The sequence below is a fragment of the Promicromonospora sp. NPDC060271 genome (genome assembly GCF_042726755.1).
Classification (GTDB): domain Bacteria; phylum Actinomycetota; class Actinomycetes; order Actinomycetales; family Cellulomonadaceae; genus Promicromonospora.
On record NZ_JBHXBG010000025.1, the window covers coordinates 19,271 to 42,004 of the forward strand.

At 71.0% G+C, this 22,734-nt stretch carries 11 protein-coding genes; all 11 read left to right on the forward strand.

Annotation, left to right across the window (positions count from 1 at the left end; translation table 11 throughout):
* Positions 1-154: 154 nt before the first annotated feature.
* The 11 genes from ACFWE2_RS06420 (at position 155) to ACFWE2_RS06470 (ending at position 22,648) form a co-directional block, all read left to right on the forward strand.
* Positions 155-6,184, forward strand: a complete 6,030-nt coding sequence (locus tag ACFWE2_RS06420) for an Ig-like domain-containing protein (RefSeq protein ID WP_377223376.1) — start codon at positions 155-157, stop codon at positions 6,182-6,184.
* 115 nt (positions 6,185-6,299) lie between these two features.
* Positions 6,300-7,274 (forward strand): AAA family ATPase, encoded by a 975-nt coding sequence (locus tag ACFWE2_RS06425; protein ID WP_377223377.1) that lies wholly within the window; start codon positions 6,300-6,302, stop codon positions 7,272-7,274.
* Positions 7,271-8,593 (forward strand): DUF58 domain-containing protein, encoded by a 1,323-nt coding sequence (locus ACFWE2_RS06430; protein ID WP_377223378.1) that lies wholly within the window; start codon positions 7,271-7,273, stop codon positions 8,591-8,593. The genes ACFWE2_RS06425 and ACFWE2_RS06430 overlap by 4 nt, the downstream gene beginning before the upstream one ends.
* Complete coding sequence (locus tag ACFWE2_RS06435) at positions 8,590-11,052, forward strand: transglutaminaseTgpA domain-containing protein (RefSeq protein WP_377223379.1); 2,463 nt, start codon at positions 8,590-8,592, stop codon at positions 11,050-11,052. Before ACFWE2_RS06430 ends, ACFWE2_RS06435 begins: the two co-directional genes overlap by 4 nt.
* Complete coding sequence (locus tag ACFWE2_RS06440; protein ID WP_377223380.1) at positions 11,049-12,767, forward strand: RDD family protein; 1,719 nt, start codon at positions 11,049-11,051, stop codon at positions 12,765-12,767. The genes ACFWE2_RS06435 and ACFWE2_RS06440 overlap by 4 nt, the downstream gene beginning before the upstream one ends.
* The gene (locus ACFWE2_RS06445; RefSeq protein ID WP_377223381.1) at positions 12,764-13,603 is read left to right on the forward strand and encodes a PP2C family protein-serine/threonine phosphatase; all 840 of its coding nucleotides are present in this window, start codon (positions 12,764-12,766) and stop codon (positions 13,601-13,603) included. The genes ACFWE2_RS06440 and ACFWE2_RS06445 overlap by 4 nt, the downstream gene beginning before the upstream one ends.
* A gap of 1 nt (position 13,604) precedes the next feature.
* Complete coding sequence (locus ACFWE2_RS06450; protein WP_377223382.1) at positions 13,605-15,293, forward strand: FHA domain-containing protein; 1,689 nt, start codon at positions 13,605-13,607, stop codon at positions 15,291-15,293.
* A 70-nt stretch (positions 15,294-15,363) separates the two neighbouring features.
* Complete coding sequence (locus ACFWE2_RS06455; RefSeq protein ID WP_377223383.1) at positions 15,364-17,004, forward strand: serine/threonine-protein kinase; 1,641 nt, start codon at positions 15,364-15,366, stop codon at positions 17,002-17,004.
* A gap of 69 nt (positions 17,005-17,073) precedes the next feature.
* A complete protein-coding gene (locus tag ACFWE2_RS06460; RefSeq protein WP_377223384.1) occupies positions 17,074-17,772 on the forward strand; it encodes a hypothetical protein in 699 nt (232 codons plus the stop codon).
* Between the two features lies 1 nt (position 17,773).
* Positions 17,774-22,249 carry an FtsK/SpoIIIE domain-containing protein gene (locus ACFWE2_RS06465; protein ID WP_377223385.1) on the forward strand — a complete coding sequence of 1,492 codons (4,476 nt, stop codon included), beginning with the start codon at positions 17,774-17,776 and terminating at the stop codon, positions 22,247-22,249.
* 114 nt (positions 22,250-22,363) lie between these two features.
* Entirely contained in the window at positions 22,364-22,648 is a 285-nt protein-coding gene (locus tag ACFWE2_RS06470) for a WXG100 family type VII secretion target (protein WP_377223386.1), read from the forward strand.
* Positions 22,649-22,734 lie beyond the last annotated feature (86 nt).

Consider the following 22,734-nt stretch of genomic DNA (forward strand, 5'->3'; position numbering starts at 1 on the left):
CAGACTCGTACAATCTGGGCGGGCCGCATGGGTAGTCCTGCCCGTTGAAAATCAACGACGATTCACCCACCATCCCGGTAGGGTGCTTCCGTTGTGCCTGTGTGTGCTGCCCGGGCGAACAAGACTTCGCTGGAGTGATGAAAGAGGAGGACGCATGAGCTTTGCCTCACGCGTGTACGAGAACCGCAGGTCAGCCGCGTCGGTCGGCGTGGTAACCCTCTTCGCCGGAGGGCTCCTCGGCTTCGCACTCCTCTACGACGGCGAGGCAACGGCCGACGTCGAGCTCAACGACTCCGGCGTCTGGGTGACCCAGACGTCGTCCGGCCAGCTCGGCCGGTTCAACTACGACGCGAAGGCCCTGGACGGCGTCCTGCTGGCGAACGCGGCGAGCTTCGACGTGGAGCAGGACGCGCAGCGGGTGCTCCTGGACAGCTCGAGCGACTCGTCCGCCAGCCCCGTCAACCCGGCGCAGCTCATCCTGGACGGCTCGATGGAGCTGCCGGCCGGCGCGCAGGTCGCCTCGGGCGGCGCCACCACCGCGGTGTACGACGAGGACGAGGGCCGGCTCTGGGTCCTGCCGTTCGACGGCGCCGTCGGGTACGACCAGAAGAAGCTCAAGCCGACGCTCAAGGTGGGCAAGGGCGGCACGCTCGCGGTGGGCAAGGAAGGCACGGTGTTCCTCGCGGTGCCGGCCGACGCCAAGCTCTACACGGTTCCCACCGGCGAGCAGGGTGTGCCCGAGGAGAGCGAGGAGTCCAGCCTCCCCGTGGGACGCGACGCCAAGGTGGAGGTCTCCGCCGTCGGCGACGAGCCGGTCGTGCTCGACCAGTCGAGCGGAAACCTCGTGCTGCCGGGCGGCGAGACGGTCAAGGTCGAGGACGGCGCCGAGGGCAGGCTCCAGCAGCCCTCGGCGAAGACCGACAACGTGGTGCTTGCCACCCCGAACGGCCTCGTCACTCAGCCCCTCGGCGGCGGGGACGCGACCACGCGCGCGGCGCAGGGCATGCCGTCGGCGCCCGTGCAGCTCGAGGGGTGCACCTATGGCGCCTGGGACTCCGGCCAGGTCATCCGGGACTGCGCCGGCACCGACAACGACGTCGACCAGGTGCTCGAGGGCGTGGCCGTCGGCACCAGCCTGGTCTACCGCGTCAACCGCGACGTCATCGTGCTGAACGACATCTCTGGCGGCTCCCTGTGGATGGCCGCCGACATGTTCGAGAAGGTCAACGACTGGGACATCGTCATGCCCGAGGACGGCGAGGGCAAGAAGACGGAGTCGGAGGAGGCCACGCCGGAGCTGGTCGACAACTTCGTCGCCGACCGTAAGCAGGCGAACCGGCCGCCCAAGGCCAAGGACGACTCGATCGGCGTCCGACCTGGCCGCACCACGGTGCTCAACGTGCTGAGCAACGACTCGGACCCCGACGGCGACGTCATGACGGTCTCGGTCATCGGCGAGCCGGACGGCTCCGTCGGTGTCGACCGTGTGCTCGACGGCGCGGCCCTGCAGGCCGACGTGCCCGCTGACGCGTCGGGGACCACGACCTTCAAGTACGAGGTCAACGACGGGCGCGGCGGCAAGGCAGAGGCGTCGGTGGACGTCCGGGTGGTGCCGCTGGAGGAGAACAACCCGCCCGAGCAGACGGGCGAGCCCGTGCTCACGGTGGGTCAGGACGGCCTGGCGAGCATCAAGGTGCTGCCGTACTTCAAGGACCCGGACGGCGACGACCTGTTCCTGTCCAGCGCAGCCACCGCCGACCCCCTGGACGAGGTGCGGTCGCGCCCGGACGGCACCATCGAGTTCCGCGACGGCGGTGCCGTGACCGGCCGCAAGGTGGTGGACGTCACGGTGTCGGACTCGGGCGGCCAGCCCTTCCAGGGCAAGCTGCTCATCCAGGTCGTCGCGAGCAACGTGCCGCCGATTCCGGTGCAGGACCACGTGACGGTGCTCACCGGTGAGCCCGTCACGGTGGAACCGCTGAAGAACGACAGCGACCCGAACGGCGACAAGCTGCGCCTGACGAACGTCGCCGAGACCAAGGGCGCGACGATCACGCCCAACTACGCCGCCGGGGTGTTCCGCTTCGAGAGCGACAAGCCCGGCTCGTACGACGTGACGTACCAGATCACCGACGGTCCCGAGCCGGTGATGGGCCTGGTCCGCGTCGACGTCCAGGACCCGCCGGAGGCCGAGCGCGCGCCAGTGGCCGTCACGGACCAGGTGCTGCTCCCGACCGGTGGTACGGCGCTCGTCGACGTGCTCGCCAACGACACCGACCCCGCGGGCGGAGTGCTCGTGGTGCAGGGGGTCGACGTACCGGACAACGCTCCGATCAAGGTTGCGGTGCTGAACCACCAGATCCTGAAGATCTCGGAGATCAAGCGGCTCGACCGCCCGCAGACGTTCGACTACACCGTCGCGAACGGGTCGGGGACCACCACGGGCCAGGTGCGTGTGGTGCCCATCCCCGCGCCGGACCAGCTCCGGCCGCCGGAGGCGGGCCCGGACGAGGCGACCGTGCACGTGGGCGACGTGGTCACCATCCCGGTGCTGAAGAACGACACCCACCCGGACGGCCTGGAGCTGACGCTCGCCGACGAGCTGAAGGAGGCGCCGCCCGCGTCGGCGGGCGAGGCGTTCGCCTCGGAGGACACCGTGCGGTTCCGGGCCGGCCAGAAGGCGGGCACCTACCACGCCGTCTACGAGGTGGTGGACTCGAACGGGCAGAAGGACTCCGCGCAGATCACCATCGTCGTGCTGGACAGGCCGGAGAACGCCGCCCCGCAGCTTCCCGACATCACGGCGCGGGTGCTGAGCGGTGGTACCACCCGTATCCCCCTGAAGCTGGACGGCAGCGACCCCGACGGCGACTACGTCACGCTGAGCTCGATCTCCGCAGCGGCGGGCAAGGGCACGGCGCGGATCGTCGACGGGTTCATCGACTACACGGCGGCGGAGGACGCCACCGGGCTCGACACCTTCAGCTACGAGGTCACCGACACCCGTGGCGCGGTCGGCAAGGGCCTGGTGCGCGTGGGTGTCGTGCCGAAGCCCGCGACCAACCAGCCGCCGCAGGCCGCGGACGACGAGACCACCGTGCGGCCGGGACGTACCGTCGCGGTCCGGGCGCTCGAGAACGACACCGATCCTGACGGTGACGAGATCGGTCTCCTGGCCAAGGGCTTCGAGAGCACCGGTGACCTGAAGCCCAAGGTGGTGGAGGACGACATCGTGGTCACCGCGCCCGACAAGGAGGGCACCCACGCCTTCTACTACGGCATCCAGGACACCTTCAAGGCGAAGTCCGGTGGTTCCGTCACCGTCAACGTGAACAGCAAGGCGCCGCTGCTGCGCCCGATCGCTCACGACGACGTGGTGACCTCCGACGACGTGAAGGGCGCCTCGAGCGTGACCGTGGACGTGCGGGCGAACGACGTGGACCCGGACGGCGTCGGGGCGGACCTGGACGTGACGGTCGACGAGTCCCTCGAGGGCGTGCGAGTCACCGAGGAGGGCGCCATCGAGGTGCAGCTCACCCAGAGCTCTCAGGTGATCACCTACACCGTGACCGACATGGACGGCCTGGACGCCAAGGCGTTCGTGCGGGTCCCCGGTGACCAGGCGAGGCCGCACCTCAAGCCCGGCCTGGAGCCGCTGAAGGCCACGAGCGGCGAGCCGCTCACGATCGATCTCGCCGACTACGTCGTGGTCCGGAAGGACCACGAGCCGCGGATCACCGAGGAGAAGAACGTCAAGGCCCTCGAGGGCAAGGCGCAGGTCTCCGACGAGGACACGATCGTGTACACGTCGGCCAAGGACTACGCGGGTGCCGCGTCGGTCAGCTTCGAGGTCACCGACGGCAAGGGGCCGGACGACGCCGAGGGCCTGATCGCCGTGCTGACCCTGCCGATCGACGTGACGCCCTCGACCAACATGCCGCCGAAGATCACCGGCCGGCCTGTGCTCCAGGTCGCGGCGGGCGAGGTGAGCTCTGTGGACCTGTCCCGGTACGTGAAGGACCCGGACAAGGACCCGCTGACCTTCAAGGTCACCGGCACCGACGGGATCTCGCCGTCGGTCTCGGGCAGTGCGGTCTCGGCCCAGGTCGACCCGTCGGTGTCGAAGGGCACCGCGCAGGAGCTCCCCATGACGGTCTCGGACGGCAAGAACCCGGCGGTCAAGGCCGTGCTCACCGTGGAGGTCGTCGCGTCGACCCGCCCGCGGGTGCAGACGACGCAGGACGTCGTGGAGGACGCCCACCAGGGCAAGCAGACGACCGTCCCGGTGCTGGCGAACGACACCAACCCGTTCCCCGACAAGGAGCTCACCCTGACGGGCGTGCCGATCGTCGAGGTCGGTGACGGCACCGCGGCGTACAGCGGCAACCAGCTCGCGGTCACCCCTGCGGAGGACTTCACCGGGGTCATGACCGTGCGCTACCGCGTGCAGGACGCGACGAAGGACCCGGACCGCGAGGTCGACGGGATCGCGAAGCTGACGGTCCTGGGCAGGCCGGAGGCTCCCCGGGCGCCGCGGATCGAGGAGGTGCGCTCCGAGACGGTGGTGCTGAGCTGGGACCAGCCCAACAACAACGGTGCCGACATCACGGGATACACCGTGACCGCCAACGGCAGCCAGGAGCACGCGTGCGCCACCACGACGTGCACGTTCGACGGGCTGAAGAACAACGTGAAGTACACCTTCACGGTCACCGCCACCAACGAGGTCGGGGAGTCCGACCCGTCCCCCGCGTCGCGTGAGGCACGCCCGGACGAGAAGCCGGACAAGCCCGAGCCGCCGTCGCTGGAGTTCGGCGACAGCGAGCTCATCGTGACCTGGCAGAACCGGACCTACACCGACCGGTCCCCGATCGAGTGCGTGAACCTGGAGATCAGCCCGGCCCCGGCCAACGGCGTGACGCAGAAGTCCTGCGTCCCCGGCGGTGAGACCACGTGGACCGGGCTGCAGAACGGCACCGCCTACACGGTCCGGGTCCAGGCCAAGAACGACGCCCCCGACCCGTCCGACTGGTCCGAGCCGTCCGCGCCCGAGACCCCGGCCGCGCCGCCGGATGCGCCCGCCGCGCCCCACGCGGAGCGGGTGGACACCGCAGTCGGCGGCCAGATCAGGGTCACCTGGACGGCTCCCGCCAACAACGGTGACGCGATCGACAAGTACTGGCTGGGGGTCTACACGGGCGGCGAGCTCGTCAAGTCGATCGAGACCACCGCCACGTCGCAGACGGTCCAGGACCTCTCGACCGGTTCCTCGTACAGCTTCAAGGTCCGTGCGACCAACAAGGCCGGCGATGGTGACCTGAGCCCGAGCTCGAACGAGGTCGTGCCGTACGGCACCCCGGACGTTCCCGGTCGACCCAACGCAGCGCTGGGCTCGAACACGAGCGGCCAGGCGAACGTGAGCTGGGGCGCCATCGGCAACTTCCGCGGCACGGGGCCGTACTACGTGGTGCGAGCCAGCAACGGCGCGACGTCGAACGTGGGGAACAGGACGTCCACCACGTTCACCGGCCTGAACAACGGAACGGAGTACACGTTCCAGGTGCAGGCCTGCAACGCCTACACCTGCTCGGACTGGTCGGCGGCGTCCAATGGGGTCACCCCGTACGGCGCTCCGCCGACGCCGACGATCAGTGCCACCGGTGGTGACCAGAAGGTGACCTTCAGCTGGGACGGCACCCGCACGAACGGCCGCCCCATCCGGTCGGTCCAGGTCACAGGTGCGATCAGCAGCACGGCCCCCAGTGGCACGCAGAGCGCCTCGGCCGGCTACAGCGAGAACAAGCAGGCGTGCGTCCAGGTCACCGACACCGAGGGGCAGACGGCCCGCGCCTGCGCCGACGCGACCTCAGACGCGAGGCCTGACCCGAGGGCCTGGGTGACGCGAGGCTCACGCGTAAGCAACAGCCAGTGCAGCGCCGCGTCGTGTGCGTACTTCGTCGTCAACTGGCAGGACTTCCCGACCGGCAACCACTCCGTGGAGTGCATGTCGGGCACCAACCCGGACGAGTCCGGCTGGCACAACATCCTGACGCCTGACCGCTCGTACACCGTGAACTTCGGGTCGGCGAACGGCAGCTACCAGCTGAGCTGCTTCTACGGCTACCCGGGCACCGACGTCGGCGTCCGGATCGACGGCAGGTCGTACGAGGTTCGGCAGTGGTAGAACCCACCGTGACCGGCCGCCGCGCAGGCAGCGGCCGGTCAGGCGATGATCGACTAAATTTCACCCAGCGAATTCACCCAGCGAACGAGCAGCAACGAGCAGTAGGGAACAAGAGATGACCACGATGACCCCCGAGCAGGCGGCCTGGTTCGCCCAGACCTTCGACCGGCTCGTCGGCAACGTCGGCCTGGCGGTCCTGGGCAAGGCACCGGTCGTGCGTCTGGCACTGACCTGCATGCTCGCCGAGGGCCACCTCCTGCTGGAGGACGCCCCCGGTACGGGTAAGACGATGCTCGCCCGCTCGATCGCGGCGTCGGTGCAGGGCACGCACAACCGGATCCAGTTCACGCCGGACCTGCTGCCGTCCGACGTCACGGGTGTCACGATCTACGACCAGAACACCGGCAAGTTCGACTTCCACCCGGGTCCGATCTTCGCCTCGATCGTCCTGGCGGACGAGATCAACCGTGCCTCCCCGAAGACCCAGTCCGCGCTCCTCGAGGTCATGGAGGAGGGCCGGGTCACCGTCGACGGCGTCGCGCACGGAACCGGCCGCCCGTTCATGGTGCTCGCCACCCAGAACCCGATCGAGCAGGCCGGTACCTACCGCCTTCCCGAGGCCCAGCTCGACCGCTTCCTCATGAAGACGTCGGTGGGCTATCCGGACCACGCCTCGACCGTGGAGATCCTGTCCGGTGCCGCGATGAAGGACCGCAGCAAGGCGCTGCAGCCCATCATCACCACCAAGGCCGTCACGGAGATGGCCGACCTGGCCGCGAACGTGCACACCGACACGGCGGTGCTGGAGTACGTGTCCCGCCTCGCCGAGGAGACGCGCAACGCGCACGAGGTGCGTGTGGGCGTCTCGGTCCGTGGCTCGCTGGCCCTGGTGCGCTGCGCCAAGGTGTGGGCAGCGGCCCACGGCCGCAACTACGTGCTGCCCGACGACATCAAGGAGCTGGCCCAGCCGGTCTGGGCCCACCGCTTCGTGCTCGACCCGGAGGCCGAGTTCGCGGGCGCGCGCCCCGACGCAGTGCTCTCCCGGATCATGGCCGACGTCGCGGCACCGCAGGAGCGGGCCTCGGCATGAGTGCGTCCGGCATCTCACCAGGCCCCGCGTACGGGAAGCGGCAGGAGACCCCGCGCGGCCTGCTCGCCGCCGGCCGCGCCCAGGTACAGCGTGGCCGGCGTGGCTGGGTGACCTTCGCCGCCGCCGCCCGGTCCCGGGCGGCGGCGGTGGGGCGTGTGGTCGCTCCCGTCCGTCGTACGTTCAGCACGTTCGGGATAGCGGTGACCCTCGTGACGGTCGCCGCCTGGATCGCGGGCCTCGCGCTCGACTGGCTCGAGCTGGTGGTCGCCGCGGTGCTGCTCAGCGTGACGCTCTTGTGCGCGATCGTGTTCGTGCTCGGCCGGTTCAAGTACGACGTGGTGCTCGACCTCGCGCAGGCGCGGGTGACGGTCGGTGACCGCGCCGTCGGACGCCTCGACGTGCGCAACGCGTCGAGCCGCTCCCTGCTGCCCTCCGTGATGGAGCTGCCCGTCGGCACCGGAACGGCGGCGTTCCCGGTGCCGCGCCTGCGGGGCGGCGGCACGCACGAGGAGATCTTCACCATCCCGACCCGGCGCCGCAGCGTGATCACCGTCGGCCCGGTCAAGTCCGTGCGGGCCGACCCGCTCGGCCTGCTGCGTCGCGAGATGACCTGGACGGACGAGCAGGAGGTCTTCGTGCACCCGCGCGTCAAGAACCTCACGGGCTCCTCGACGGGCTTCCTCAAGGACCTCGAGGGCCGGGTCACCAACGACATCACGAGCTCGGACGTGAACTTCCACGCCCTGCGCGACTACGTGGCCGGCGACGACCGGCGGCACATCCACTGGAAGACGACGGCGCGCACGGGCCAGCTCATGGTCCGGGTCTTCGAGGAGACCCGGCGTTCGCACCTCGCGGTGCTGCTGTCCACGCGCGCCGAGGACTACGCGCACGAGGACGAGTTCGAGCTCGCCGTGAGCGTCTGTGGTTCCCTCGGCCTGCAGGCCATCAAGGAGGACCGCGGCGTGACGGTGCTCGTCAACGAGGCGACGCTGCACGGAGACCACCGCACCCGGCTCATGGACGACCTGTCCCGCATCGAGCTCGAGTCCCGCAAGACGAAGCTGGTGGACCTCGCCCGCTCCGCCGGGATGGCCGCGACCGACTTCTCGGTGATCGCGTTCATCGTCGGCAGCATGGTGACGCCCACCGAGCTGCGCGCGGCCTCGGCACGTGTCCCCGCCGGGGTGCAGGTCATGGCCATCCAGTGCGTACCCGGTGCCTCCCTCGGCCGGCACTCCATCGCCGAGATGGGCGTGCTCACGCTGGGCCGCCTCGCCGACCTCCCCCTTGCGCTGAAGAAGATGAGCGACGGATGAGCAACGAGAACACCCGCGGGAACGTCCCGGTCGGCGCAGGCGCCGACCGGGGCCGATCGCCGTACAACACCGGCACCGGATTCCGGACGGGCACGGGCCGCGGCACAACGCGCCGCAAGGAGGCGGAGCGCCCGCGCGCGCTGACCGTGTTCGCCCTGGTTGACCTCGCGGCACTGAGCCTGATGTTCGCTGCCGTCATCGTCGGGTTCGGGCCCGTCTGGGGCTCGCTCGGTTACCTGCTGCCCGCCGTCGGCGGCGCGTTCGTCGGGCTGGTCGTGGCCTGGGTGGGCGCCTGGCGCCGCTTCCCCGCCGTGGTCGTGACCGCCCTCGCCGTGGTCGGCTACTTCCTGTTCGGTGCCGCCTTCGCGGTGCCGCACACCGCCATCGCGGGCGTCGTCCCGTCCCTGGACTCCCTGCGTGAGCTGATGCTCGGCTCCGTGGAGGGCTGGAAGCGGTTCATCACCACCGCGCCGCCCATGCAGTCGTTCCCCGACCTCGGCGTCATCCCGTACCTGCTCATGCTGCTCGTCGCGCTGATCGCCGGCACCATCGCCTGGCGCGCGAAGCATGCGGTGTGGGCAGTGGTCCCGGTGCTCGCCGGCCTCGTCGGCGTGATCCTGCTGGGCACGGTCGACGCCGCGCTCCCGGTGGCGCAGGGCCTCGTGGTCACCATCGTGGCTCTCCTCTGGGGCGCGGTACGCGTCATGGAGGCGCGGGTCGGCACGCACTCGATCACCACGGCGTCCAGCGAGGAGGCCACGCGCAGGCTGCGCTGGTACCGGGTCCGTACCGGCGCGACGATCCTGGCCGTCGCGGCCCTCGCCGCCGGCTTCACCGGGCCTCTCCTCCTGCCGCCGAAGCCGGACCGCACGGTGCTGCGCGAGACGGTGGAGCCGCCGTTCGACATCCACGAGTACACGAGCCCCCTCGTCGGCTTCCGGCACTACAAGAAGGAGGTTCGCGACGAGGAGATGTTCACGATCAGCGAGCTTCCCAAGAACGGCCGCATCACGGTCGCCACGCTCGACCAGTACGACGGCGTCGTCTACGACGCCGCCGGCGACGGTGGCGAGAGCGGCTTCTACACCCGCGTCGGTGACGAGATCGCCACCACCGCGACGGGCAAGCCGATGTCGATAGACATCACGGTCACCGGGTATCGCGGCGTCTGGGTTCCCGAGGTCGGCAGCCTCACCGGCGTGAGCTGGAAGGGCGCCAACGCGGAGGCACAGACGGAGGGTTCCTACTACAACCAGGAGACCCACACGGCGATCACCACCGCGGGTATCCGGCCGGGTGACTCGTACACCCTGAACACGCTGGTGACCGAGGAGCCGAGCGAGGAGACGCTCAAGAAGAGCGAGATCGACCTCGACGTCGAGCTGCCGGAGACCGACCAGAGCGGGATGCCGCAGGAGCTGCCGGCCAAGACGACCCAGTTCACGGGCACCGAGACCGACGCGGCCACCAAGCTGTTCAACATTCGTGACGGTCTGCAGGCGGACGGGTTCCTCTCCAGCGGGCTCGAGGGCGAGCCGCTCTCGCGCCCCGGACACTCCGCGGAGCGCCTCAACACGCTCCTCGCGGAGGAGGAGATGGTGGGCGACGACGAGCAGTTCGCCGTGGCGCTCGCCCTCATGGCGCGGCAGGCAGGCATCCCGGCCCGCGTGGTCATGGGCTTCTACCCGGACAAGCAGAGCGAGTACGAGGAGGGCAAGCCCTGGTCCGTGCTCGGCAGCGACGTGCACGCCTGGATCGAGGTGCCGTTCAAGGAGTACGGCTGGGTGCCGATCGACGCGGTTCCCGAGGAGAAGCCGCAGATGCAGCCCCAGCCCGAGAGCAAGGAGGAGCCCAAGCCTCCGGTGCTCCAGGACCCGGAGCCGCCGGAGGAGCCGGAGCACGCGAAGGCAGGCAGCGTCGAGGACGACGACAAGGAAGAGGCCGAGAACGAAGGCTTCGACTGGGGTCTGCTCGGCATGATCCTGCTGGCAGTCGGCATCCCGCTCCTGGTGATCGTCGGCCCGATCGTGGCGATCCTCGCCTACAAGGCTCGGCGCCGGACCGCGCGGCGCAACGCCGAGCAGCCCGCCGACCGGATCAGCGGCGGCTGGTACGAGGTGGTCGACGTCGTCACCGACCTCGGGACGTCCGTGCCGCGTGGGGCGACCAGGCGGGAGAGCGCCGGCGTGATCGCCGGAGCGCACGCCGCTCCGTCCACCCTCATGCTCGCGCACCGCGCGGACGAGACGGTGTTCGGTATCAACGACCCGACGCCGGCCGAGGTCGAGGCGTTCTGGGCGGGGGTCGACGAGCTGGTCGGCGGGCTACGCTCCACCGTGAGCACGCGACAGCGGGTGCGGGCGGCCCTGTCGCTACGCTCCGTCTGGGTACGTGGCGCCGAACGACGTCGGGCCCAGGCGGTGGCCCGGGCGACCGGCACGAAGAAGGAGAAACGATGACGGCCGTGGTCTGTGCCGGGTGCGGGGTAAGTCAGCAGGAGGGCGCGCCCTTCTGTGCTGCGTGCGGGCGCGCGTTCCCGCGCACCGGCCAGCCCGTCGTGGAGCCGCAGCAGACTCCCCGCGGGCAGGTGCAGCAGGCGGCCGCGGCCGCGCAGGCCCGGCAGAGCAGCGCTTCGGGAGGGGTGCCGCTCGTGTCGAGCCGGCCACCGATCACCACGGAGGTCGAGGTGTACACGGCCACCCAGATCCCGAGCGCCGCCATGGCTCCGAAACAGCTCGAGGCACCGTACGCGCGGGTCGGCAAGCGATTCCTGGCCATGCTGATCGACGGCGCGATCGCCGGTGTGCTCGGCGGGATCGTCGCCGGTATCGGCCTGCTGACCATCGAGCGGCCGGACCCCCTGGTGGTGGTGTCCCAGGAGCAGGCGGCAGAGATGCTCGCGCAGCTCATGCGGCTCTACCTGATCGCAGGAGCCGTGTCGTTCGCGTTCATGCTGTCCATGTGGATCTGGGAGTCGCGGACCGGCCGTACCGTCGGCAACTCCGCGATGGGCCTGCAGACGGTCTCCGCCGACGACCGCGGGCCGCTCGGGTTCGGCCGCGAGCTGATCCGGGTGCTCATGCTCGGGGTCATCTCGCTGATCCCGTTGGCCGGCCCGATCATCGTGCACCTGACCCCCCTGTGGGACAAGGGTGACAAGGTCCAGGGCTGGCACGACAAGGTCGCCCGGTCCGTGGTGCTCGACCTTCGCGCGCCGAAGATCGCGGTGACGACGGGACTCGCCCCGGTCGGCCCCGGGCCCCGTGCGCCTGGCCGGCCCGCGCTGCGGACGCCCACGCCGTCGGCGCCGGTCCAGCAGACCTCCCGGCAGATGCCTCCGCTGACGCCGGAGGCACCGCAGTTCCCGTCGACGCAGCAGCCGGGGACGCCGCCCGTCGCGGCCCCGGACCCGTGGTCGTTCCCGCAGTCGCCCGCCGCACCGGCGGCCGGCGGCGGCATCATCACCGGCATCCCCGGGAGCGCCCCAGGCGTGCCCCCGGCGCAGCCGCAGCCGGTCCAGCAGCCGCAGCCGGTCCAGCAGCAGTACCCGGTTCAGTCCCAGCCCGTCCAGCAGGTCCAGCCGCCGGAGTCCGCCTGGCCGTCCAAGACCTGGCCGGCCCAGGCGGAGCCTGCCGCGCCGCCCGTCCAGCAGCCGGTCCAGCAGCCTGCCGCACCTGCGACCGGGCACGAGCTCCCGCCCCAGCAGCACCCGGAGTCCCGCCCCACGCGCCCCGTCAGCTTCCCGGGCGACGGGGCGGGTGCCGCGCCCGCCCAGGCCGAGGAGCTGTGGGAGGCCACCCGGATGCAGGCGCCGAGCCTGGTGCCCGCTGCGGTCGTGACGGTGGTCCTCGAGCTCGAGTCCGGTGCGCGCCACGTGATCGACGGACCCGCGCTGGTGGGCCGCAACCCGCAGGCCGCCGACGGTTCGCCGACGATCCTCGTGCGGGTCGACGACCCGACGCGGTCGGTGTCGAAGAACCACGCCGAGCTGGGCGTCGACCCCGCGGGGCTCTGGCTGACCGACCGCGGCTCCACGAACGGCACCGTCGTGTCGGCCCCCGGCCGCTCGCCGCAGGTCGCGGAGCCCGGCGCGCGCGTGCGCGTGCCGATGGGTTCGACCATTCATGTAGGTGATCGCCGGATCGTCGTGCACCCCGACGAGTCGAAGGCATGACGCAGCAGGATCAGGGGCTGACGACGGTCTGGGGCGCCGCTTCGCACCAGGGACGTCGCCGGACCCTCAACGAGGACGGGTACCTGGCCACGGGCCGGGTGTTCTTCGTCGCCGACGGCATGGGCGGCCACGAGGCGGGGGAGGTGGCGAGCGCCGAGGCGCTGGCCGCCCTCAGCGCGCTCACCGAGGTGGAGCAGGTGGAGCCTGCGCTCGTCGAGGCGTACCTCGAGCTGGCGCAGAAGCGCATCCGTGCGATAGCCACCGAGTCGGGCAACGCCCCGGGGACCACGCTCACCGGCGTCCTCGTCGACGAGCGCGAGGACGTGCCGTACTGGCTGTTCGTGAACGTCGGGGACTCCCGCACGTACATGCTGTCCGGTGGTGTGCTCGCACAGGTCAGCGTCGACCACTCCGAGGTGCAGGAACTCGTCGACGCGGGCACGATCACCATGGACGAGGCCCGCCGCCACCCGCGGCGGAACGTGATCACCCGGGCGCTCGGTGCCCAGGAGGAGGTGCGGGCGGACTTCCGGTACATCCCGGTGGCGCTGCACGACCGCGTGCTCGTGTGCTCGGACGGGCTCACGGGGGAGCTGACGGACGACCAGATCACTACGATCCTGCTGGAGCAGCCAGATCCGGAGCGTGCCGCCGCATACCTGGTGGACGCCGCGATCCAGGCGGGAGGCCGGGACAACATCACGGTGGTCGTGATCGACGTGACCGGCGTGGACCACGAGACCTTGGGGTCCTCGACAGCACCACGGCCGGGGACGGAGCCTGACGAGGACACCCTGCCGCGGGAAGAGCACGAAGCAAGAAGCCAGGGGGTCTGACATGACGGTGCACTACAGCGAGGGTTCCGCGCGGGCAGTGGTCCGGAACGGCACGGTCGTCGTGCTGCCCGGCCCGGCGTCCGCCGACGTCGTCGACGCTCTCTGGACCGCCCTCGAACGCGCGGACGGCGGCGTCGCCGCGACCCTCGGCGTGCTCGCAGCGGGTGGCCTGGCGGAGACGCCCCCGTTCGCCGTGGTCTCGCTCGCGGGCAGCGACCCGGCGACGACGGCGCACGTCGCCGTGCGCGGGTCGGGTGTGAAGGTGATCGTGACCGCCGAGGGCGGCGGCGCGCCCGTCGAGGTGACGGGTGCGGGTGTCGTCACGTGGTCGGAGCGGGTGGTGGACGCCCCGATGTCGTTCGCGATCACCACCGACGAGCCGCAGGCGGACACGGAGTACCCGGTGCAGGCGGCGGTGGTGCGCGCGAGCGCCCTGCGCCGCACGCTCGTGGACGCCCCCGCGGCCCCTGACGCGCTGGTCGCCCCTGCGGCGGAGAAGCCGGGAGCCGCCGCGTTCCCGAGCTTCTCGAACCGTGCAGGCAGCTCGTCCGCCCCGGCCGAGCGGCAGGTGTCCGGCGAGACCATAGTCCCGGGTGCGCTGGACGTGCCGGTGATCGGCGCCGGATCCGTCCCCTCGTTCCCGAGCCCGTCGGCCGAGCCCGTCGAGAAGGAGCCGGAGCCGGTCCTGGAGTCGGTCCCGATGCTCGGGCTCGGCGTGGTCCCCGGCCCGGAAGCGCCCGCCGAGGCCCGCGGCGCGGTCGACGAGTCCACGCAGTTCGGTGGTGGCGACGACGACTACGGCCACCTCTTCGGTGACACGGTGATGCGCCGGGTCGAGGACGCGGCGGTGCGACAGGGCGAGGACGAGGAGGAGCACGAGGAGGAGCCGGCCCAGGCGCAGGCACCCGTGCCGCCGCCGCCCGCGCCCGCCGAACCCGAACCGGTGGCGCTGGAGCCGGCCGATCCGGGCGACGGGCTGATCTCCGGCGTGCCCGGCGGCTGGACGCCGCCGGTGCTCGCGCCGGAGCCGCCTGCGGGCGTCACCCCCGGCGCCGCGCAGCGGGCTGCCTCGATGGGGGAGCCTGCGGTCGAGGCGCCGGGTGAGGTCACCGACCACGACGGCGAGACCATGATGTCCGTCGACATCGCCGCGCTCCGCAAGGAGGCGAGCCCGGTCCCGAAGTTCTCCGCCGCTGTCCTGCCGGGCGCCCAGCAGATCCTTGGGCGGCCCTGCCCGCAGGGGCACCCCAACCCGCCCACCGCCGAGCGCTGCCGCACCTGTAGCGCGGACCTGGACGGCGACGCCGAGCTGGTGCCCCGTCCCTCGCTCGGGCAGATGATCGTGACCGGCGGTGTGCAGCAGACACCCGGACGTCCGCAGGTTGTTGAGCTGGACCGTCCGGTCATCGTGGGGCGCCGTCCGCGCACCAACAACGCGTCGGCCGACCGCACACCGCGCCTGGTCACGGTGGCGAGCCCCGACCAGGACATCTCGCGGTCGCACGTCGAGATCACCCTCGAGGAGTGGCACGTGCTGGTCGCGGACCTCGCGACGACGAACGGCACGACCCTGCTGCGGGCCGGGCAGGCGCCCCGGCGGTTGCACCCGAACGAGAAGGTGATCGTGGTCGAGGGTGACGTGGTGGACCTCGGCGACGGCGCGACCCTGACGTTCGAGGGCATCTGGTGACCGTTCCGCACGCAGCACAGGTCCCGCACGCAGCCGAGCTGGTGACCGTGCCACATCCAGAGGGAGACAAGTGAGTAGCAAGCGCGCCCCGTCGGCGCCGCCCCACATCGCGGGGTTCGAGTACAAGAAGCTGATCGGTTCCGGTGGCTTCTCGGACGTGTTCCTGTACGAGCAGCAGCGCCCGAAGCGTCTGGTCGCCGTCAAGGTGCTCCTCAAGGAGCACGCGAGCGACGCCCAGCGGGCGGCGTTCGACTCCGAGGCCGACCTGATGGCGATCCTGGGCAACCACCCCTCCATCGTGACGATGTACGAGGCCGGCGTCGCCGACGACGGCCGCCCCTACCTGGCCATGGAGTACTGCTCGCGCCCCAACCTGGGCGCGCGGTACCGCTCGGAACGCTTCTCGCTCGCCGAGGCGCTGCGCACCACCATCCAGATCGCCGGTGCGGTCGAGACCGCGCACCGGCTCGGGATCCTGCACCGTGACCTGAAGCCGGCCAACATCCTGGTGACGCAGTTCGGGCACCCGGCGCTGACGGACTTCGGCATCTCCTCCACCTTCGAGCAGGCCTCGGCCGCCGAGGGCATGTCGATCCCGTGGTCGCCGCCGGAGTCGTTCGCCGACCCGCCGGTCGCCGGGAAGACGACGGACGTGTGGGCCCTTGCCGCGACCTGCTACACGCTGCTGGCCGGGCGCACCCCGTTCGAGGTGCCCGGCGGCTCCAACACGTCGGCGGACCTGGTGGCGCGCGTCGAGCAGGCGCCGCTGCCGCCGATCGGGCGCAACGACGTGCCGCCGTCGCTGGAGCAGGTGCTGCGCATCGCCATGGCGAAGCAGCCCTCCTCGCGGTACCCGTCGGTGCTGGCGTTCGCGCGGGCGCTGCAGCAGGTCCAGGTGGGCCTGGCGCGCGACATGACGCCGATCGACCTCCTGGACGAGACCGGTGCGGTCGCGGAGGAGGAAGAGGACGACGACGGTACCCGGCTGAAGAACGTCACGGCCATCGACCCCGGGCAGCGGCCGGAACCGGTGACGCCGTCGGTCGGTGGCATGCGCACGGCGTCGGGCACCTTCGCGCCGCCCGTGCGCGAGACCTCCGGGTGGGGGCCGCCGCAGGGCGGCACAGCCGCCCGGCGGACGACGGTCCCTTCCGGCTTCGACGTTCCCGTGGCGGCTCCCGGGTGGGAGGCCCCGCCCGTCGAGGAGACGGTCCACCGCACACGGCTGCCCGAGACGCAGGCGACCCAGGAGCCCGAGGTCGAGCCGGAGGCTCCGCCGTCACGATCGGGCATCATCTGGCTGGCGGTCGGCGCGGTGGTCCTGGTGGCTGCGGTCGTCGTCGGCTGGCTGGTCCTGAACGGCGACACCGAGGAGCCTGACCCTGAGGGGACGGCGACCGTCGCGACCGGCGAAGACCCGCCGCCGGACGCCCTGTACGGCTACGTGCCCCCGGTACGGGACCTGAAGGGCAAGATCGTGGGCGAAGAGGCCGTCTTCACCTGGAAGGCGCCGAAGGACCTCGTCGAGGGCGACAAGTACGGATACCGGGTGGTGTCGCTCACGGAGACGACCCAGCCGCAGCCCGTCGAGACGGGCACCTCCGTGACCGTCCCCCTTGCCAAGGGCGAGCCCACGTGCGTCGAGGTCTTCGTCGACCGTGCTGGAAAGCGGTCACCAGAGACCAAGCCGGAATGCGTCTCCGCAGACTGAACGAATTCCGGCCGGTCTGCTGACCGGCCGGCCGGCCAACCAACCAACCACAGGAGGAGAGGGGGAGACGTGGGCGACCTCATGCTGGAGTTCTGCGGCGAGTGGTTCGATCCCGCGCAGGCGGAGAACGGCTTCGACATCGGCCGCGAGGGTGAGCTCGCGATCGACGACAACCCTTACCTCCACCGGCGGTTCCTACGGGTGACGCACGAGGACAAGATCTGGTGGCTCTCCAACGTGGGGTCACTGATCTCGGCGACGGTGTGCGACTCGGGCGGCGGCGTGCAGTCGTGGCTGCCGCCCGGGCACCGTCTGCCGCTGGTGTTCCCCACCACCTCCATCGTCTTCACGGCCGGGCCGACCACCTACGAGATCACGGCCCAGCTCACGGACGCCCCGTACCACGAGGTCCGCTCGGAGGACCCCGACAGCGGCGCCACGACCATCGGCGCCATCAGCTTCACCACCAGCCAGAAGCAGCTCATCGTGGTGCTCGCCGAGCCCATGCTGCGCCGCGAGGGCACAGGGCTGAGCGAGATCCCGTCCAGTGCGGACGCGGCTCGCCGCCTGGGCTGGGCCACCACACGCTTCAACCGCAAGCTCGACAACGTCTGCGAGAAGCTCGACCGGATCGGCGTGAAGGGGCTCCGTGGTGGCCCCGGGCTGCTCGCCACCAACCGCCGCGCGCGGCTCGTGGAGTACGCGGTCGCCTCCCGACTTGTCACCCCCGCAGACCTACCCCTCCTTGACCTGAAGGACGACGCCTGAAGTGCGCATCAAGCTGACGTTGAACAGACCCGACGAGTCCTCGGTGAACGTCGCGGTCACCGCCGACGCCACCGCCACCGTGCGGGACGTGGCCGAGGCCCTCTTCTCCGCCGACCCCACCCGGGGTGGTGCCGCAGCACCCGAGAACCTGACCCTGCAGATCGTCGGCGACGGCTCGACCAGCTTCACGAGCGGCCGGGTACTGACCCCGACGAACGACCTGGTCCAGGCCGGCCTGCGGTCGGGTTCCGTGGTGTCGATCGTCCGGGTCTCCGAGCAGTTCGTGAACCCTGGACAGGACCGCGGCACGGCGGTGGCGCAGCTACGCGTCCTGGAGGGGCCGGACGCGGGACGCGAGTTCCCGCTGCCGGTCGGTACGTCGTACATCGGCCGCGACCGGGGCATGGACATCCGGCTCCAGGACGGGCAGGTCTCCAAGCGGCACGCCCGTATCGTCGTCGGGGAGGCCATCGAGGTGCACGACCTCGCCTCCGCGAACGGCCTGGTCATGGGCGGCAAGCGGATGACGCGCGCCGTGCTGACGTCGTCGGACACCGTGACCCTCGGTGAGACGACGCTGTCCGTCGTGGCGCTGCACCGCTCCACGAGCATGGCCCCGACGAGCCCCGTGGTCGAGTTCAACCGGTCGCCGCGCGTGGTCACCCGCTTCGGCGAGATCAAGATCAAGGCGCCCAAGCCGCCGAGGCCGCCGCAGCCGCAGCGTCTTCCGTGGCTCATGATGCTCGCGCCGATGGCGATGGGCGCGGTCATGTTCTCGGTCACCCGCAACCCGCTCTCCCTGATGTTCATGTTCTTGAGCCCGGTCATGATGGTCGGGATGTACTTCGACCGGAAGGTCAACGCGCGCAAGGAGTTCGAGAAGGCGTCCGCGCAGTTCGACGAGCAGGTGGCCGCCACTGCGGACCGCATCGACCGCACGCACGCCGTCGAACGGGCGGTCCGGCTCGCGGAGTCGCCGTCGCTCGCGGAGTCGCTCGACGCCGTCCGCCGGCTCGGCGGGCTCATGTGGACGCACCGCCCCGAGCACAAGGGGTTCCTCACCGTGCGGTTCGGGCTCGGGTCGGCGCCCGCGCGCACCGCGTTCGACGAACCCCGGGAGAACGACGCGATCCCCGAGCACTGGGAGAAGGTGCTGCAGCTCCAGGACCGGTGCGCGACCATCCACGACGTCCCCATGAGTGCCGGGTTCCGGTTCGGCGGCAACGTCGGCATCGCCGGACCCAGCGGTGTGGTGGAGCCCGTCGGGCGGTCGGTCCTGCTCCAGCTCGTCGCGCTCCACTCGCCCGCCGAGGTCGTCGTCACCGCGCTCACGTCCGCCCGGTCGCGCCAGGACTGGGAGTGGCTGGAGTGGGTGCCGCACACCGGCTCGCCCCACAGCCCCCTCGGGGCGTCCGACCACCTGGCCGACGACCCGGCGGCCGGCATCTCCCTGCTGACGCGGCTCGAGGAGCTCGTCGAGGCACGTGGGGTCAGCCTCGACGGCCCCGCACCCCTGGTGGGGGAGCGGGACGCGGACAAGGACCGCACGGACGAGCCGCCCAAGCCGGTGCTGCCGTCCGTCGTCGTGCTCGTGGAGGACGACGCGCCGGTGGAGCGCTCCCGGCTGGTCCGCCTCGTCGAGCGCGGCGCCGCGGCGGGCGTGCACGTGGTGTGGATCGCGCCCACCGTCGAGCAGCTTCCCGCCGCCTGCCGCACCTTCGTGCTGCTGGACTCCACGGCCCAGGAGAACGGCGCCATGACCGGCGAGGTGCACTACGGCCAGCTCGCCTACCCGGTGCGCTGCGACGTCGCCGACCTGCACACCGCGCGCGAGGTGGCCAGGATCCTGTCCCCGGTGGTCGACGTCGGCGCGCCGACCGACGACGAGTCCGACCTGCCCCGCGCCGTCTCCTACCTGTCGCTCGCGGGCATCGAGCTCGGCCGGGACTCGAACGGCGTGATCGAGCGGTGGAAGGAGAACCTCTCGCTCACCCCGCGCGACGGTTCCCCTCCGGTGCGCCGCAAGAGCCCCACGAACCTGCGCGCCCTCGTCGGGCACGACGGCGTGGAGCCGTTCCACCTGGACCTGCGCACGCAGGGTCCGCACGCTCTCGTCGGCGGTACCACCGGTGCCGGAAAGTCCGAGTTCCTGCAGTCCTGGGTGCTCGGCATGGCCGCCGCACACAGCCCTGACCGGGTCACCTTCCTGTTCGTCGACTACAAGGGTGGCGCCGCGTTCGCCGACTGCGTCCACCTTCCGCACACCGTCGGCCTCGTGACGGACCTGTCGCCGCACCTCGTACGGCGCGCGCTGTCCTCGCTGCGGGCCGAGCTGCACTACCGCGAGCACCTGCTGAACCGGAAGAAGGCAAAGGACCTGGCGTCCCTCGAGCGCACGGGCGATCCAGAGGCGCCACCGAGCCTGATCATCGTGGTCGACGAGTTCGCCGCGCTGGTCGGCGAGGTCCCGGAGTTCGTGGACGGCGTCATCGACGTCGCCCAGCGTGGCCGGTCGCTCGGCCTGCACCTGATCCTGGCGACCCAGCGCCCCGCCGGTGTCATCAAGGACAGCCTGCGCGCCAACACCAACCTGCGCATCGCCCTGCGGATGGCCGACGAGCACGACTCCAAGGACGTGCTCGGGGACAACATGGCCGCGCACTTCTCGCCGTCGATCCCGGGCCGCGGCGCCGCGAAGACCGGTCCCGGCCGCCTCACCACGTTCCAGACCGGCTATGCCGGTGGGTGGACCACCGACCAGCCGGAGCGGTCCTCCCTCGATCTGCAGGAGATGGACTTCGGCACCGGCAGGCGCTGGGAGCTGCCCGCCCCCGAGGTGGTCGACGAACCGGACCCGGGCCCCAACGACATCGCCCGGGTGGTCTCGACGATCCGCCGCGCGGCGAGCGAGGCGGGCGTGCCGACGCCGCGCAAGCCGTGGCTGCCCGAGCTGGCGGCCACGTACGACCTGGCGCTGCTGCCCAACCGGCGCACGGACTCCCAGCTCGTCCTCGGCGTGCTGGACAACCCGCCGCAGCAGACCCAGCCGACCGTGCACTACGAGCCCGACACCGACGGCAACCTCGCGATCTACGGCACCGGTGGCACCGGCAAGAGCACGACGATGCGCACCATCGCGGTGTCCGCGGGCCTGACGCACCGGGGTGGCCCGGTGCAGGTCTACGGGATCGACTGCGGTTCGGGTGGTCTGCAGATGCTGGAGAACCTGCCGCATGTCGGTGCGATCATCGCGGGCGACGACGAGGAGCGGGTGAGCCGCCTGCTGCGCCGGCTGCGGGACACGCTGGACCAGCGTGCCGACCGCTATGCCGCAGTGCGCGCGTCGACGATCGAGGAGTACCGGCGCCTGGCGAACAAGCCTGACGAGCCCCGCATCATCGTGCTCGTCGACGGTATCGGCTCGTTCCGCGACAGCTACGAGCACCTCACGGCACGTGGCTTCTCGATCTTCGGGACGTTCACCCAGCTCGCGACCGACGGGCGCCCCGTCGGCATCCACCTCGTCATGAGCGGTGACCGGGCCGTGTCCGTGCCGCCGTCGCTCGCCTCCACCGTGCAGAAGCGCATCATCCACCGGATGGCGAAGGAGGACGACTACATCATGCTCAACGTGCCGAAGGACGTCCTCACGCCGGCGTCAGCGCCTGGCCGGGCGATCATGTACGGCCAGGAGGCGCAGATCGCCGTGCTCGGCGGTGACTCCAACGTGGCCGTGCAGTCGCGCGAGCTCGCCCGGCTGGAGCAGACCATGCGCACGGTCGGCGGTGTGCCGCAGGCGCCCGGCGTCGAGCGGCTGCCCGACACGTTCACGCTCGAGCAGCTTCCGCAGCGCACGGGGGACATGGCCACAATCGGCCTGCGGGACCTCGACATCGCTCCGGTCGGCCTGCCCATGCGCGGCCCGTTCATGCTGGCCGGCCCGCCCGGGGCCGGCCGCACGACGGCGTTCGTGACGCTGGCGACCGCGCTGCGCCGGAACGGCGGCACGCGTCTGGTGTACCTGTCGTCACGGCGTTCGAGCCTGTCCGCGCTGGACCTGTGGGACGTGGCCGCGCCCACTCCGGAGGACGTCGTGGAGTCCCTCAAGGACCTCACGACGGCCCTCGAGAGCGATCGGCTCGCCCCGGGTACTCTCACCGTGATGATCGAGAACTACACCGAGCTCACGGGTACGCCCGCTGAGAAGCCGATGGAGGCCTTCGTCAAGCTCGCGACCCGCAAGGAGCAGCTCGTCATCGGTGAGTCGGAGTCGTCCACCTGGAGCAAGGCGTTCACGCTGGCAGGGCCCTTCAAGTCCGGCCGCAACGGTCTGCTCCTCACGCCAGGAGACACCGACGGCGAGACGCTCATGAACACGCCGCTCGGCCGGATCCGCCGCAACGACTTCCCGCCGGGCCGTGGCTTCCTCGTCACGGCAGGGCGGGCCACCAAGATCCACGTCGCCCTGCCGGGGTGACGAGGGGCATGGGGAGTAGTCCCCATTCCACGGCGTCGCGGACCGTGAAATAGTTCGTGACGTCGCAGAAACGGAGGCTGTCCGAGGGGACAGCCAGAGACAAAGGAGCAGGACATGGTCAACGAGGGTGGAGCACTTTCAGGTCTTGATGTCGAGGCCGTACGGAGCCTTGCCAACACGCTCCGCACGCAGGCCGAGGGTGTCCGTCAGGTCGTCACGACGATCACGGCGCAGATGGGCCAGACCCAGTGGAGCGGCCCCGACGCCGCGCAGTTCCAGGAGGAGTGGGACGGTACCCACGCCGCCAAGCTGAACGAGATCGCCTCGGCGCTCGACACCTACGCCACCACGGCCGACAGCAACGCCAGCACGCAGGAGAGCACCTCGGCCTCGCTCTGATCGAGCCCGAGCTCTTCCAGGCAGGAGGGCTCCCGTACACGCGGGGGCCAACGTCAAGGGATGCGGGACCGTCACCGGTCCCGCAT

Coding starts and splice junctions, on each gene's coding strand:
- ACFWE2_RS06425 (WP_377223377.1), top strand. CDS start 6,300: ATGACCACGATGACCCCCGAGCAGGCGGCCTGGTTCGCCCAGACCTTC.
- ACFWE2_RS06440 (WP_377223380.1), top strand. CDS start 11,049: ATGACGGCCGTGGTCTGTGCCGGGTGCGGGGTAAGTCAGCAGGAGGGC.
- ACFWE2_RS06420 (WP_377223376.1), top strand. CDS start 155: ATGAGCTTTGCCTCACGCGTGTACGAGAACCGCAGGTCAGCCGCGTCG.
- ACFWE2_RS06435 (WP_377223379.1), top strand. CDS start 8,590: ATGAGCAACGAGAACACCCGCGGGAACGTCCCGGTCGGCGCAGGCGCC.
- ACFWE2_RS06470 (WP_377223386.1), top strand. CDS start 22,364: ATGGTCAACGAGGGTGGAGCACTTTCAGGTCTTGATGTCGAGGCCGTA.
- ACFWE2_RS06450 (WP_377223382.1), top strand. CDS start 13,605: ATGACGGTGCACTACAGCGAGGGTTCCGCGCGGGCAGTGGTCCGGAAC.
- ACFWE2_RS06445 (WP_377223381.1), top strand. CDS start 12,764: ATGACGCAGCAGGATCAGGGGCTGACGACGGTCTGGGGCGCCGCTTCG.
- ACFWE2_RS06430 (WP_377223378.1), top strand. CDS start 7,271: ATGAGTGCGTCCGGCATCTCACCAGGCCCCGCGTACGGGAAGCGGCAG.